The 13,112-nt window shown below is 67.4% G+C and carries 11 protein-coding genes and 1 tRNA gene; 8 read left to right on the forward strand and 4 right to left on the reverse strand.

Features of this window, described 5'->3' with window-relative positions; genetic code table 11:
• Window positions 1-62 precede the first annotated feature (62 nt).
• Window positions 63-1,718: an ABC-F family ATP-binding cassette domain-containing protein gene (locus ASF72_RS01895; RefSeq protein ID WP_050686643.1), complete on the forward strand. Its 1,656-nt coding sequence runs from the start codon at window positions 63-65 to the stop codon at window positions 1,716-1,718.
• A gap of 52 nt (window positions 1,719-1,770) precedes the next feature.
• Entirely contained in the window at window positions 1,771-3,684 is a 1,914-nt protein-coding gene (locus tag ASF72_RS01900) for an ABC transporter ATP-binding protein (RefSeq protein ID WP_056596084.1), read from the forward strand.
• A gap of 4 nt (window positions 3,685-3,688) precedes the next feature.
• On the opposite strand, the gene ASF72_RS01905 is transcribed toward ASF72_RS01900, so the two are convergent.
• The 3 genes from ASF72_RS01905 to ASF72_RS01915 form a co-directional block, all read right to left on the reverse strand.
• Entirely contained in the window at window positions 3,689-4,096 is a 408-nt protein-coding gene (locus ASF72_RS01905; protein WP_050683973.1) for an NUDIX hydrolase, read from the reverse strand.
• On the reverse strand, window positions 4,093-4,572 hold the full coding sequence (locus ASF72_RS01910) for a DUF6314 family protein (protein ID WP_050683972.1): 480 nt from the start codon (window positions 4,570-4,572) through the stop codon (window positions 4,093-4,095). Before ASF72_RS01910 ends, ASF72_RS01905 begins: the two co-directional genes overlap by 4 nt.
• Before the next feature lies 1 nt (window position 4,573).
• Window positions 4,574-4,646, reverse strand: a tRNA-Arg gene (locus tag ASF72_RS01915).
• Window positions 4,647-4,727: 81 nt separating this feature from the next.
• On the opposite strand from ASF72_RS01915, the gene ASF72_RS01920 reads away from it, so the two are divergent.
• Window positions 4,728-5,471 carry a DUF998 domain-containing protein gene (locus ASF72_RS01920; protein WP_056596086.1) on the forward strand — a complete coding sequence of 248 codons (744 nt, stop codon included), beginning with the start codon at window positions 4,728-4,730 and terminating at the stop codon, window positions 5,469-5,471.
• Here ASF72_RS01920 and ASF72_RS01925 read toward each other — a convergent pair.
• A complete protein-coding gene (locus tag ASF72_RS01925; RefSeq protein WP_056596089.1) occupies window positions 5,468-6,097 on the reverse strand; it encodes a hypothetical protein in 630 nt (209 codons plus the stop codon). The genes ASF72_RS01920 and ASF72_RS01925 overlap by 4 nt on opposite strands.
• Window positions 6,098-6,129: 32 nt before the next feature.
• Here ASF72_RS01925 and ASF72_RS01930 point away from each other — a divergent pair, with 32 nt between their 5' ends.
• The 5 genes from ASF72_RS01930 (at window position 6,130) to sucC (ending at window position 13,105) form a co-directional block, all read left to right on the forward strand.
• Window positions 6,130-6,960: an inositol monophosphatase family protein gene (locus ASF72_RS01930; protein ID WP_056596092.1), complete on the forward strand. Its 831-nt coding sequence runs from the start codon at window positions 6,130-6,132 to the stop codon at window positions 6,958-6,960.
• 82 nt (window positions 6,961-7,042) lie between these two features.
• Window positions 7,043-9,550 carry a DNA helicase PcrA gene (pcrA, locus tag ASF72_RS01935; protein ID WP_442854148.1) on the forward strand — a complete coding sequence of 836 codons (2,508 nt, stop codon included), beginning with the start codon at window positions 7,043-7,045 and terminating at the stop codon, window positions 9,548-9,550.
• Between the two features lie 117 nt (window positions 9,551-9,667).
• The gene (locus tag ASF72_RS01940; protein WP_056596098.1) at window positions 9,668-10,957 is read left to right on the forward strand and encodes a glycosyltransferase; all 1,290 of its coding nucleotides are present in this window, start codon (window positions 9,668-9,670) and stop codon (window positions 10,955-10,957) included.
• A 49-nt stretch (window positions 10,958-11,006) separates the two neighbouring features.
• Window positions 11,007-11,702, forward strand: a complete 696-nt coding sequence (locus tag ASF72_RS01945; RefSeq protein WP_056596325.1) for a hypothetical protein — start codon at window positions 11,007-11,009, stop codon at window positions 11,700-11,702.
• Window positions 11,703-11,935: 233 nt separating this feature from the next.
• The gene (gene sucC / locus ASF72_RS01950) at window positions 11,936-13,105 is read left to right on the forward strand and encodes an ADP-forming succinate--CoA ligase subunit beta (protein ID WP_056596100.1); all 1,170 of its coding nucleotides are present in this window, start codon (window positions 11,936-11,938) and stop codon (window positions 13,103-13,105) included.
• The last annotated feature ends 7 nt before the right edge of the window (window positions 13,106-13,112 follow it).

The raw sequence follows: 13,112 nt of genomic DNA on the forward strand, positions 1-13,112 counted from the left end.
CTTTTGCCGGCAGCTGCCAGGCAGGAATCCGGTTGCGGATGCGCCGGCGAAAGGACACACGGATGACTGCCACCCTGGTTGCCAAGGATGTTGCCGGCGGGCATGACCACCGCCAACTTTTCGCCAATCTTTCCCTGACCGTTGCCCCGGGAGATGTGGTGGGCGTGGTGGGTGCCAACGGCGCCGGGAAGTCCACCCTGCTGCGGCTCCTCGCCGGTGTGGACAAGCCGCAGGAGGGGACCGTTAGCCTGGCCCCCGCTGACGCCTTTGTGGGCTGGCTTCCCCAGGAACACGAACGGGTGTCCGGCGAAACAGTGGCAGGCTACATCGCGCGCCGGACAGGCTGCGCGCAGGCCACCATCGAGATGGAATCCACTGCCGAGGCCCTGGGTGCCGGCGCGCCCGGCGCCGACGATGACTACGCGCGCGCCTTCGACCGCTGGATGGCATCCGGTGCCGCGGACCTCGACGACCGCATTCCAGGGGTCCTGGCCGACCTTGGACTGACCGCTGGTGCTGACTCGGCCATGACCGGGCTGTCCGGCGGCCAGGCCGCACGGGTGGCGCTCGCCGCCCTGTTGCTGAGCCGCTTCGACGTCGTCCTTCTGGACGAGCCCACCAACGACCTGGACCTCGCAGGCCTGGCCAAGCTTGAGGCCTTCGTGACCGGCCTGCGCGGCGGAGTGGTCCTGGTCAGCCACGACCGCGAATTCCTGGCCCGCTGCGTCACCACCGTGGTGGAACTGGATCTGGCCCAGAACTCCGTGGCCGTCTACGACGGCGGCTACGACGCCTTCCTGGAGGAACGCGCGGTGGCCAAGCGCCACGCCCGCGAAAAGTACGAGGAATTCGCTGCCACCAAGGCCGATCTGGTGTCCCGGGCCCGGACCCAGCGCGAATGGAGCTCCCAAGGCGTCCGGAACGCCATGAAAAAGAGCCCAGACAACGACAAGATCCGCCGTGCGGCCAGCGTGGAGTCCTCGGAGAAGCAGGCCCAGAAGGTGCGGCAGATGGAATCCCGGATCGCCCGGCTGGACACCGTGGAGGAGCCGCGCAAGGAATGGCAGCTGCAGTTCACCATCGGCCAGGCCCCCCGGTCCAGCGCCGTTGTGGCGACCCTCCGCGACGCCGTGGTCCGGCAGGGCAGCTTCACCCTGGGGCCCGTGAACCTCCAGCTCAACGCGGGGGAGCGGATCGGCATCACCGGACCCAACGGGGCTGGCAAGTCCACGCTCCTGCGCCTGCTCCTTGGCAGTATCGAACCGGACTCCGGCAACGCAGCCATGGGCGCCTCGGTGGCCGTGGGCGAAATTGACCAGGCCCGCGGCCTGCTGGCCGGGCACCTGCCCCTGGCAGACGCCGTCGAATCCGTCCTGGTGGACCTGACCGCCGCGGAGGTCCGCACCCTGCTGGCCAAGTTCGGGCTGAAGGCGGACCACACGGCACGTCCCGTGGACTCCCTCTCGCCCGGCGAACGGACCCGGGCGGCCCTGGCCCTGCTCCAGGCGCGCGGGGTGAACCTGCTGGTCCTGGACGAACCCACCAACCACCTTGACCTGCCGGCCATCGAGCAGCTCGAAGATGCCCTGGACAGCTACGACGGCGCCCTGCTGCTGGTGACGCACGACAGGCGGCTGCTGGAGAACGTCCGGTTGGATGTACGTTGGGACGTGGACAGCGGCAAGGTCACCGAGCAGCACACCGGCAGCAGTTCCTGAAACTGAAGCACCCCGGGGGAACCACCACCAATCTAGGCGCGGAGCAGCAACCATGAGCATGGAACGGGTAGCCTGGGGCTCCCTTTACAACATCACCCGGGCCAAGAGCGGTTCCCAGCCGTTCTCCAAGGCAACCCTGAAGCGGGTCCTCGCGTTTGCCCGGCCCTACCGCGGCAAGCTGCTGGCCTTTGTGCTGCTGTCCGTGGCCATGGCCTTCCTGGGCGTCGCCACCCCCGTCCTGGCAGGGCAGGTGGTGGACACCATCGTGGCCAAGGCCGGCATTGACGAGGTCATCCGGCTGGCCGTTCTGATCGCCGTCGTGGCAGTCGCGGAGGCAGGCCTGGGCCTGGTGACCCGCTGGCTGTCCTCGGTGATCGGTGAAGGCGTCATTGTTGACCTGCGCACCAGGGTCTTTGACCACGTGCAGAAGATGCCCATCGCGTTCTTTACCCGGACCCGGACCGGAGCCCTGGTCAGCCGCCTGAACAATGACGTGATCGGCGCCCAGTCCGCCTTCGCCGGAACCCTGTCCGGGGTGGTCAGCAACGTGGTGGCGCTCATCCTTACCCTCATCGTGATGCTGGGCACCTCCTGGCAGGTGACGGTGCTGGCCATGATCCTGCTGCCCATCTTCCTGGTCCCGGCCCGCCGGATGGGCTCGCGCCTTGCCGACCTGCGCCGGGAAGCGGCGGAGCACAACGCCGCGATGGGCACGCAGATGACCGAACGGTTCTCGGCCCCCGGCGCCACCCTGGTCAAGCTTTTTGGCCGGCCTGCCGACGAGTCCCGCGAGTTCGCCGTCCGCGCCGGCAGGGTGCGGGACATCGGCATCCGGACCGCCATGCTGCAGTTCACGTTTGTGACCGCCCTGACCCTGGTCTCGGCGCTGGCGCTGGCCCTGGTCTACGGAATGGGTGGCTGGCTGGCCATCGCGGGCCAGCTGGCACCCGGCGACGTGGTGGTGCTCGCGCTGCTCCTCACCCGGCTGTACGCCCCGCTGACGTCCCTGTCCAACGCCCGGGTGGAGATCATGAGCGCGCTGGTCAGCTTCGAGCGGGTCTTCGAGATCCTGGACCTCAAGCCGTTGATCGCCGAGAAACCGGACGCCGCGGCGGTTCCCGCCGGTCCGGTGGCCGTGGAATTCGACGACGTCCGCTTCGCCTACCCGTCCGCCGACAAGGTCTCGCTGGCCTCCCTCGAAGAGGTTGCCACCCTGGACACCCGCGGCGGCGAGGAGGTCCTGCACGGCATCAGCTTCCGGGTGGAACCCGGCCAGACCGTTGCCCTGGTGGGCTCCTCCGGTGCCGGCAAGTCCACCATCGCCCAGTTGCTGACCAGGCTGTACGACGTGGATTCCGGCGCCGTCAGGCTGGGCGGCGGGGCAGCCGGCTCCGGGCTGGACGTCCGCGATGCCACCTTCGACTCGCTCCGGGACACCCTGGGCATGGTCACGCAGGACGGCCACCTCTTCCACGAGAGCATCGCGTCCAACCTGCGGCTGGCCCGCCCCGGCGCCACGGAGGAGGACATGTGGGAGGCCATCCGGCAGGCCCGGCTGGAAACGATGATCCGGTCCCTGCCGGACGGACTGGACACCGTGGTGGGGGAGCGCGGCTACCGGCTGTCCGGCGGCGAACGCCAGCGCCTCACCATCGCCCGGCTGCTGATAGCCCAGCCGCGCGTGGTGATCCTTGACGAGGCCACCGCAGCCCTGGACTCCACCAACGAGGCCGCGGTCCAGGCTGCGCTGGGTGCAGCCCTTGAAGGCCGCACTGCCGTGGTCATCGCCCACCGGCTGTCCACCATCCGTGCCGCCGACGCCATCCTGGTGGTGGAGGACGGCCGGATCGTGGAGCGGGGCACCCACACCGGCCTGCTCGCAGCCGACGGCCGGTACGCGGAGCTGTACCGGACCCAGTTCGCCGAAGCCACCGCAGTGGCGCAGGAAGCCGTCCCGGAGACGTAGCAGGTTACCGGGCCGGGCCCGCGGCCAGTGCCGGCAGGATGTGGTCCGTGAGCAGCGGGGCCAGGTCCGCGGGCCAGGCCGCGGCCAGGTCCAGCCAGCGGATTTCCGCGATCTCGGCGGACGGGCTGGCCTGCCAGGTTCCCGGCGCCAGGAACACGGTGGCTTCGATGTCCGTGTCCGCCTCATTCGCGGCGTCGGCGATCCACACGCCCATGGGCTGCAGGAGCGCCGGGTCGATACCGATGCCCACTTCCTCGGCCAGTTCCCGGGCAGCGGCCTGGACCGCCGTCTCGCCGGCTTCGGGCTTGCCGCCGGGATGCATAAACATGCCGGTGCCGCGTTTCCGGACGGTCAGGAGCCGGCCGGCAGGATCAAAAACGCAGACGGCGGACACCACAATGCGGTGCTTCATGCGTCCGTCCCCTGGCTGCGGTGCAGGCGCGAGGCGAGTTCCAGGTCCTTGCGGGGGCCGGTGATATCCCAGGTGTAACTGAACCGGTCAGCGTTTTCGTAGGCATACGCCACGCGGTATGCATCGGGGTCGCACCAGTGGCTGGCCGCGTTGGCCTCCGGGGCAAAGCCCATCCGGTGGAAAGGCCTGCCGTCCGGGAAAAACACGTCCAGCGCGTCGGCCCGGCCGGCGGGGCGCAGGAGGTACTCCCGCGAGGCGGGGCCCACGAAGGAAGGCCAGCGCATGGTGCCTTCTTCCCGGAGGGCCAGGCCGCCGTCGGGCGTGGGACTGAAGCGGACGACGCCGGCGAAGGTTCCGCGGGTGCCTGCTGCACGGTCCAGGAGGTCCCTTTCCACCACCCAGGTGCCGGTAACCGGGCTGGCCGGGCCACCCAGGAGGTAGGCGCGGAGATCAAACTCCGGAGGCAGTTCATTCAAGTGCCCTCGATTGGAATCGAACCAACGACACCGGCTTTAGGAGAGCCGTGCTCTATCCACTGAGCTACGAGGGCGGGCGTTCCGTGAACCGCGAGGCAGTCCGGCCGGACACGGATACAAGCATACAAGGTGCGGAGCCGTACTACGCTCAAGGCATGAATTCCGCCCCGTCCGCCGCGCCCGCGGCAGCCTTGGTTCCGGACACCGCCGCCACCCGCCAGTACGTGGGCGCGTGGGCGGTGCTGAGCGTCCTGCAGTATTTCGCCGCCGAAGCGGCGGTGATCGCCGCGTGGGCGGGACCGTTGCCCTATGACCTGCGGACCGGCTACATCAGCGACCTCGGCGCGCTGCACTGCGGTGTGTACGACGGGCGGGACGTCTGTTCGCCCCTGAACTGGCTGATGAACGCTTCCTTTGTGGTCCAGGGGCTGGGCATGGTGCTGGGCGCCATCCTGCTCACCTCCGGGCTGCTGTGCGTAGCGGCCCGGCCCGGGGCCCGCGTTGAGCCGGGCCGACGCGCACCCTGGCGGGCTGCCATCGCCGTGCGCCTGCTGACGGGCGCAGCCGGTGTGGGCACCGTGGTGGTGGGGCTGGTGCCCGAGGACGCAGGATCCGCGTGGCACTACATCGGCGCTGTGGTGTATTTTTTGGCCGGGGCGGCGGCCCTGCTGGTCCTGGGCGGACTGTGGCTGCGGAAAACAGCCATGGCCTGGTTCATCCTCGCCTGCGGCGCGGTGTCCCTTGCCGCGCTGGCGACGGGCGGACTTACCGGCATGGACGTGCCCGAGCCGGGAACCCTGGAACGGCTGATGGGCTATCCGGTGACAATGGGCATTGCCACGGCAGGCCTGGTCATCGCGCGGCGGGTCCACCGCCAGCGCAAGCAGCTGCGGGGTTAGGCTGCGGTCTTGCGCTTCCGGGTCCGCAGCACCACTGCTGCACCACCGGCCAGCAGGCTGAGGACCAGCAGCACCCAGCCCGCCACGGTGAGAACCGAGGCGAGGGCCACCTGCCCGGGGTCGGCTGGTTCCGTGGCCAATATGCCGTCAATGGCCACGTTGGCCCAGAGCCGGACCACCACAAACAGCAGCGGCAGGGCCCAAAGCGCCCACCGGAGGGCCTTACGGGCAACGTTGGTGCCGATCAGCAGCAGCCACGTAAACCCGAAAATCAGGGGAAACAGGGTGCCGGCAGTCTTGTGGACGTAGTTCAACTGCCCGCGGGCGTCGTCATTCATCACACTGTGCAGCCGGTCGATGTACGCGGGATCAAAACCGCCCACCAGCGAGTCGGGCATCGCCAGGCCAACGGTCAGCTGGCGGAGCTGGTCGAGGGTCAGCAGGTGCACGTACCAGAACAGGAAAAGGCTGGCCACCACGCCCGCGATCAGGATCAGGTTGGTGTTGTTCTGCGCCTTCTCCGGCGTCCGGGAGGTGGTGGGGTTCAGCACCGGCGGGAGCCGGTGCTGCGGCACCACCGCTTTGGATCCGTGCTTCCTGATGCGCTGGGCGGGGGTTTTGGCCATAACCCCATTATCCCGCCCCATAAACTGAAACCATGACCATTGGCAGGCACAGCGCCGTTGAACTTGACCCCGCATTGGACGATTACCAGCTGGCGGCAGCCCTGGTCCGGGAAGCCGGAATCCTTGCGTTGCTGATGCGGATGGCCGGGCTCCAGTCGCAGCAGAAGACCTCCGTCTCGGACGTGGTGACCGCAGCGGACCACGCCGCGGAGGCCTATGTGCTGGGGCAGCTGCAGCGCTGCCGGCCCCAGGACGGGATCCTGGGGGAGGAAGGCGCCTCCGTGCCGGGCACCAGCGGCCGGACCTGGGTGATCGACCCCGTGGACGGCACGTACAACTTCCTGCACGGCTCCACTTACTGGTGCTCCGCCATCGCGCTGAAGGACTCCTCCGACGTGGTGTTGGGCGCCATCTTCCAGCCTGAGGAGGACAAGTTGTGGCTGGGCGGCACTGCGCGCCCGGCCACCCTGAACGGCGAGGTCCTGACCGTGTTCCGGGACAACGGCGGACAGCGCAACGCCACGCCGGCAGCCGAACTCGGCGCCGCCACCTACATCCACCCCAACTGGCTGATGGACCCCATGTGCGCCATGCCCTGGCACGCTGCCGCCACCACCGCCGCTGCCCTCCGCATGCTGGGGTCCGGGTCCTGCGACCTGGGCCGCGTGGCCGACGGGCAGCTGGGGTGCTGGTTCCAGCACAGCTGCCCGGAGTGGGACTGGCTGCCCGGAAAGGCGATTGTCCGCGCGGCCGGCGGGGCCGTGGACACCGTCCGGGTCAACGGGCTGGAATGGTTTGTGGCAGGCGGAACGACGGCGGTCCGCGAGCTGCGTGCGGCCCTCGAGTCCGCGTCGGTGGCCTAGCCGGGGTCCCGTTCCGGCCGCGTCATCCACAGGCTGGAAGTGGGTGTCAGTCCCACCGCCTAGACTTGTAGGCACCATGGATATGTTGTTTGACCCCTACTCCGACGGACCTTTCAAGGCCGCCCCCGCAGCGCCAACCCACACCAGGGCGGTCCCCGAAGGGACGTCCACGGTGGCCGGACCGGGCGGTAGCCTGCCCGCCGGAGACCGGCACAACGCCGGCGGCAACGCGGCCGGGCAGCGCCACGGACACCACGGCCTGGACCCAGCCAAGCTGCTGGAAGGGCTGAACCCGGAGCAGGACGAAGCCGTCAGGCACGCCGGGTCGGCGCTGCTGATCGTGGCTGGTGCCGGGTCCGGCAAAACCCGCGTGCTCAGCAACAGGATCGCCTACCTGATCGCCACGGGCCGGGCCCACCACGGCGAGATCCTGGCCATCACCTTCACCAACAAAGCTGCCGCCGAAATGCGCGAACGCATCGAAGTGCTGGTGGGCGGCCGCGCCAAGATCATGTGGATCTCCACGTTCCATTCCTCCTGCGTGCGGATCCTCCGGCAGGAGGCGGCCAACGTGGGCCTCAAATCCAACTTCTCCATCTACGACTCCGCGGATTCCCTCCGCCTGGTCACGCAGGTGTCCAAGGCGCACGACCTCGATCCCAAGAAGTTCGCGCCCAAAGCCATCCAGCACAAAATCTCCGCGCTGAAGAACGAACTCATCGACGCCGATTCGTATGCTTCCGACGCCAACCACAACGACCCCTTTGAACGTGCCGTTGCGGACGTCTACAAGGGCTACACGCAGCGGTTGCGCCAAGCCAACGCCATGGACTTCGATGACCTCATCGCCGAGACCGTCTTTATGTTCCGGGCCTTCCCGGCGCTCGCCGACTCCTACCGCCGAAGGTTCCGGCATGTCCTGGTGGACGAATACCAGGACACCAACCACGCCCAGTACGCCCTGGTCCGGGAAATCGTGGGTGAGGGCCCGGGAGCGTCCGAACTCACCGTCGTCGGCGATTCCGACCAGTCCATCTACGCCTTCCGCGGCGCCGACATCCGCAACATCGTGGAGTTCGAGAAGGACTACCCGCAGGCCCGGACCATCAAGCTGGAGCAGAACTACCGCTCCACCCAGAACATCCTCAGCGCGGCCAACTCGGTGATCTCCCGCAACCCCAACCGGCCGGACAAAAAACTGTGGACCGCTGAAGGCGAAGGCCACAAAATCATCGGCTACGTGGGCGAAAACGAACACGCCGAGGCCCAGTTCATCGCCAAGGAGATCGACCGGCTCCAGGACGAGGACAACCTCCGCCCCGGCGATGTCGCCATTTTCTACCGCACCAACGCCCAGTCCCGGTCCATCGAGGATGTCCTGGTCAGGGTGGGCCTGCCGTACAAAGTGGTGGGCGGAACCCGCTTCTACGAGCGCAAGGAAATCAAGGACGCCCTGGCCTACCTCCGCGTCCTGGTGAACCCGGACGACGACGTCAACCTCCGCCGGGTGCTCAACGAACCCAAACGCGGCATCGGCGACCGCGCGGAAGGGGCGGTGGCGGCCCTCGCCAGCCGCGAACGCATCTCGTTCATGGCCGCAGCCCGCCGCGCCGAACAGGCCCCCGCCATGGCCACCCGCTCTGTCAACGCCGTGCTGGGGTTTGTGAAACTCCTGGACGACCTCGCCGAGGTGGCCGCCGGCTCCGGCGCCGCAGCAGCCCTCGAAGCTGTCCTGGAACAGACCGGCTACCTGGCAACCCTGCGCGCCAGCACCGATCCGCAGGACGAGTCCAGGGTGGAAAACCTCGCCGAACTGGTGGCCGTGGTGCGCGAATACGAACAGGAAAACCCGGAAGGCTCCCTGGGCGCCTTCCTGGAACAGGTTTCCCTCGTGGCGGACGCGGACCAGATCCCGGACGCGCCCGGTGCCGACATCGACGCCGCCGTGGCCGAGGCCAAACGCCTGGGCGTGGTGACCCTCATGACCCTCCACACGGCCAAGGGGCTCGAGTTCCCGGTGGTCTTCCTGACCGGTATGGAGCACGGCCTCTTCCCGCACCAGCGCTCCGCCACCGACCCCAAGGAGTTGGCCGAGGAACGCCGGCTGGCCTACGTGGGCCTCACCCGGGCCCGCAAGCGCCTGTACGTGACCCGGTCGGAGGTCCGCAGCATGTGGGGCCAAAGCCAGTACAACCCCGCCAGCCAGTTCCTGGAGGAAATCCCCGCCGACCTCGTTGACTGGAAGCGGGAAGGAAGCAGCAGGCAATCCTTCGTCAGCGGCGGAGCCATCGGCTCGGGGCGCTACAACGGCTCGTTCTGGGGCGCCGGGACGTCCCGCGGGGCCGCCGCCGACTCTTCGGCAGGGTTCAATGCCGATGTTCCCGCGATCATCGCGAAAAACCGGGTGCAGCCGCAAAAGGAAGTCATCGCCGTCAGTGTGGGGGACAAGGTCAACCACACCAGCTTCGGCAACGGCACGGTCCTGGCCCTGGAAGGAACAGGGGATAAAACCGTTGCCAAGGTGAAGTTTGACGTCGGCGAGAAGCGGTTGCTGCTCCGCTACGCGCCACTGACCAAACTGGACGCGTAGGCTCCCGCGCCGCCGGGTTGGCAGCCTTGTCCGGCCGCGCAGGCAGCGCTATTCTTCAGGAACCGGCGCCGCCACAGCACTTCGGCGCGGGATTTCGGCTCACAACGGAGCGGGACGATGAAAGTCCTTTTTGCCAGCCAGGCGATTGACGGCCATTTCAACCCCATGACGGGCCTGGCCATGCGCCTCAAGGAGCGCGGGCACGACGTTCGCTGGTACACCGGCCCCGTCTTCACAGCGAAGCTGCGCGACCTTGGCATCCCCCTGCTCCCGTTCACACGGGCCATCGAACACCGGGCCGATAACCTTACGGAGCTCTACCCGGAGCGCGCCAGGCTGAAAGGCCCGCGGGCAATCGGCTTCGACGGGGAGAAGGTCTTCGCCAGCAACATCACCAATTTCTTCGAGGACATCAGCGGGATTCGCGCGGACTTTCCCTTCGACGTGGCTGTGGTGGATGCCACCATGTTCGTCCACCGCCTGCTGTCCCATCTGCTGGGCACCCCGGTGATCAATTTTGTGGCGGTTCCCAACCTGGAGAGCGATCCGTTGGTACCCCCGCTCTTTTTCGGCTTCCGGCCGCCAAGCAACCCTGTCGAACGGATGGTGCAGGCCGCCGCAGGCCTGTTGTCCGACAACGTCATCCTGCGGCCGGCCAACCAGAGCTATCGCCGGCAACACGCCGCCTATGGCCAGCCGGTACCCCGGGAGGGACGGCTGACCGATGAACCGTACCGCTGTTCGGCCGCAATCATCCAGACCGGTACGGAGTCCTTCGACTTTCCCCGCCGGCACGCGAACCCGAAGGTCAGGTACGTTGGCTCGCTGCTGCCGTACCGGGCACCGCAGCCCGGTGCGGGGGAAGAAGACTGGCCCACCGGGTACGCCGCAACTGTGCTGGTCACGCAGGGGACCGTGGACAATGTGGACCCGGACAAGCTTATGGTGCCGGCCCTCGAAGCCCTCAAAGACCTTGCCATGCTGGTGATTGTTGCCACCGGCGGACGCGGAACCGAAGCCCTCCAGGCACGCTACCCGCAGCCCAACGTGGTGATCCGCGACTACGTCGATTTCCCGCGCGTCCTCGAATTCACTGACGTCTTCGTCTCCAACGGCGGATTCGGCGGCGTCCAGCTGAGCCTGTCCAAAGGCGTGCCCTTGGTGGTGGCCGGCATCAATGAAGGCAAAAGCGATGTCAACGCCCGGGTGGAATATGCGCGGGTTGGCATCAACCTCCGCACGGAACGGCCCGCACCTGCAGCCATTGCCGCAGCAGTCACCCGGATCCTCGGCGACCCGGGCTGGCGGCAGCGGGCCCTGACAGTGCAGGAGCAACCAGCCGCGGCAGATCCAGCGGATGTGGCTGCGGACGTTGTGGAAAGTGCCGTTCCGCAAGCGGCTACCTGAGCGATTGTCCCGGGCCGACGGGCATCCCCTGGCCGCCGCGCCGGGCATAATGGAGGCCATGCGACGGACTGTATTGGGGTTCCTGGCCGCACTGGTGCTGCTGGGGGTTTCGGCGTGCTCGGTCACCACCGAGGACCCCGGCTACGTCCCGCCCGCTCCACTGCCACCCCTGGCGCAGCTGGAACAGGCGCCACTGGCTGACCCGGAACCTTTCGGGTCCGGACAGGACGCCCTGGCTTTCAGCACCGCTGACCGGACCGTGGCCTGCGCCCTCACCTCAGCCCGGGGCGAGCACCTTGACCTGCCGTACGAGCAGAACAACTACAGCGACGCCGCCAACAACAAACTCGCCATCGTCCCCGTGGCCCATTGCGAACTGGCCACCTATCCGGCGCCCCTGCCGGAGGACGTCAAGGACGACTGCGCCGGTACGGGCCTGGGGTACCTGGGTGGGGTCGCGCTGCTGTCCCCTGACAAGGCGGGCTACGGTGAATGCCGCTCCGGCGTCACACAGCTGGAGGCTGCCTACGGACCCCGCGGTTCCAAGGCCGGCGTGATGGCCGAACTGCCCGTCCTGGCGGACGGCCAAAACCTGGAACGGAACGGGCTGCGCTGCTCCGCCTACAACGGCGGGGTGGCGTGCGGAAACATTTCGGCAGGCGTCGGATTCTTCGTTTCGCCCGGGAAATACGAGTTGATCCAGGCTCCCGCCGGTACCCCCTCTCCGGCGCCCGCCAAGCCCTGAAATTCCGCGTATTCACGCGGTTTTTCTACGTCCCATAGAATAGTGTGCTTCCTCACATAAGGGGTAGTCTGGAACGGCCCGGTCCCATCAAAGGACTAGAGTTCCCCATGGAGCATTACGCCGCGTGGCTTGTTTCCAACAGGCCGCCGGTGCGTGCATTCCGCAGCCCGGTCATCATCTGCGATGGTGCCCGACTGTACAGAAACTACTTCGACGTAGAAGGACACTAAACCGTGGACCTGTTTGAATACCAGGCGCGCGATATGTTCGAGGCGCACGGTGTACCCGTGCTTGCCGGCATCGTGGCGTACACCCCAGAAGAAGCAAAAGCAGCTGCCGAGAAAATCGGCGGCGTGACTGTTGTCAAAGCACAGGTCAAGGCCGGTGGCCGCGGTAAGGCCGGCGGCGTGAAGGTTGCCAAGACCGCCGATGAGGCGTTTGAGCACTCCACCAACATCCTGGGCATGGACATCAAGGGCCACACCGTCAACAAGGTGATGATTGCCCAGGGTGCCGACATTGCCGAGGAATTCTACTTCTCCGTCCTCCTGGACCGTGCCAACCGCAACTACCTGGCCATGTGCTCGGTTGAAGGCGGCATGGAAATCGAACAGCTCGCCGTCGAACGCCCTGACGCGCTGGCCAGGATCGCGGTCGATCCCGCTGTGGGCATCGACCAGGCCAAGGCCGACGAGATCGTCGCCGCTGCGGGCTTCTCAGAGGAACTGCGCGGCAAGGTCGCCGCGGTCATCCTCAAGCTCTGGGATGTCTTCAAGAAGGAAGACGCCACCCTGGTGGAGGTCAACCCGCTGGTCCGCACCGGTGCCGGCGACATCGTGGCACTGGACGGCAAGGTCTCGCTGGACGAGAACGCCGACTTCCGCCACCCCAAGCACGCCGCCCTTGAAGACAAGGACGCAGCGGATCCCCTCGAGGCCAAGGCCAAGGCCCAGGACCTCAACTACGTCAAGCTGGACGGCGAAGTGGGCATCATCGGCAACGGTGCAGGCCTGGTCATGTCCACCCTCGACGTGGTGGCCTACGCCGGCGAAAGCCACGGCAACGTCAAGCCCGCCAACTTCCTGGACATCGGCGGTGGAGCTTCCGCCGAGGTCATGGCCGCAGGCCTGGACGTCATCCTGGGCGACGAGCAGGTCAAGGCCGTCTTTGTGAACGTCTTCGGTGGCATCACCGCATGTGACGCCGTGGCCAAGGGCATCGTCGGCGCGCTGGCCGAACTGGGCTCCTCCGCCAACAAGCCGCTGGTGGTCCGCCTCGACGGCAACAACGTCGAAGAAGGCCGCCGCATCCTCACCGAGGCCAACCACCCGCTGGTTACCCTGGCCGCCACCATGGACGAGGGCGCCGACAAGGCCGCCGAACTCGCCAACGCAGCGAAGTAAGGGACGC

Origin of the sequence: Arthrobacter sp. Leaf141, from assembly GCF_001424565.1 — a bacterium.
Lineage (GTDB): Bacteria > Actinomycetota > Actinomycetes > Actinomycetales > Micrococcaceae > Arthrobacter.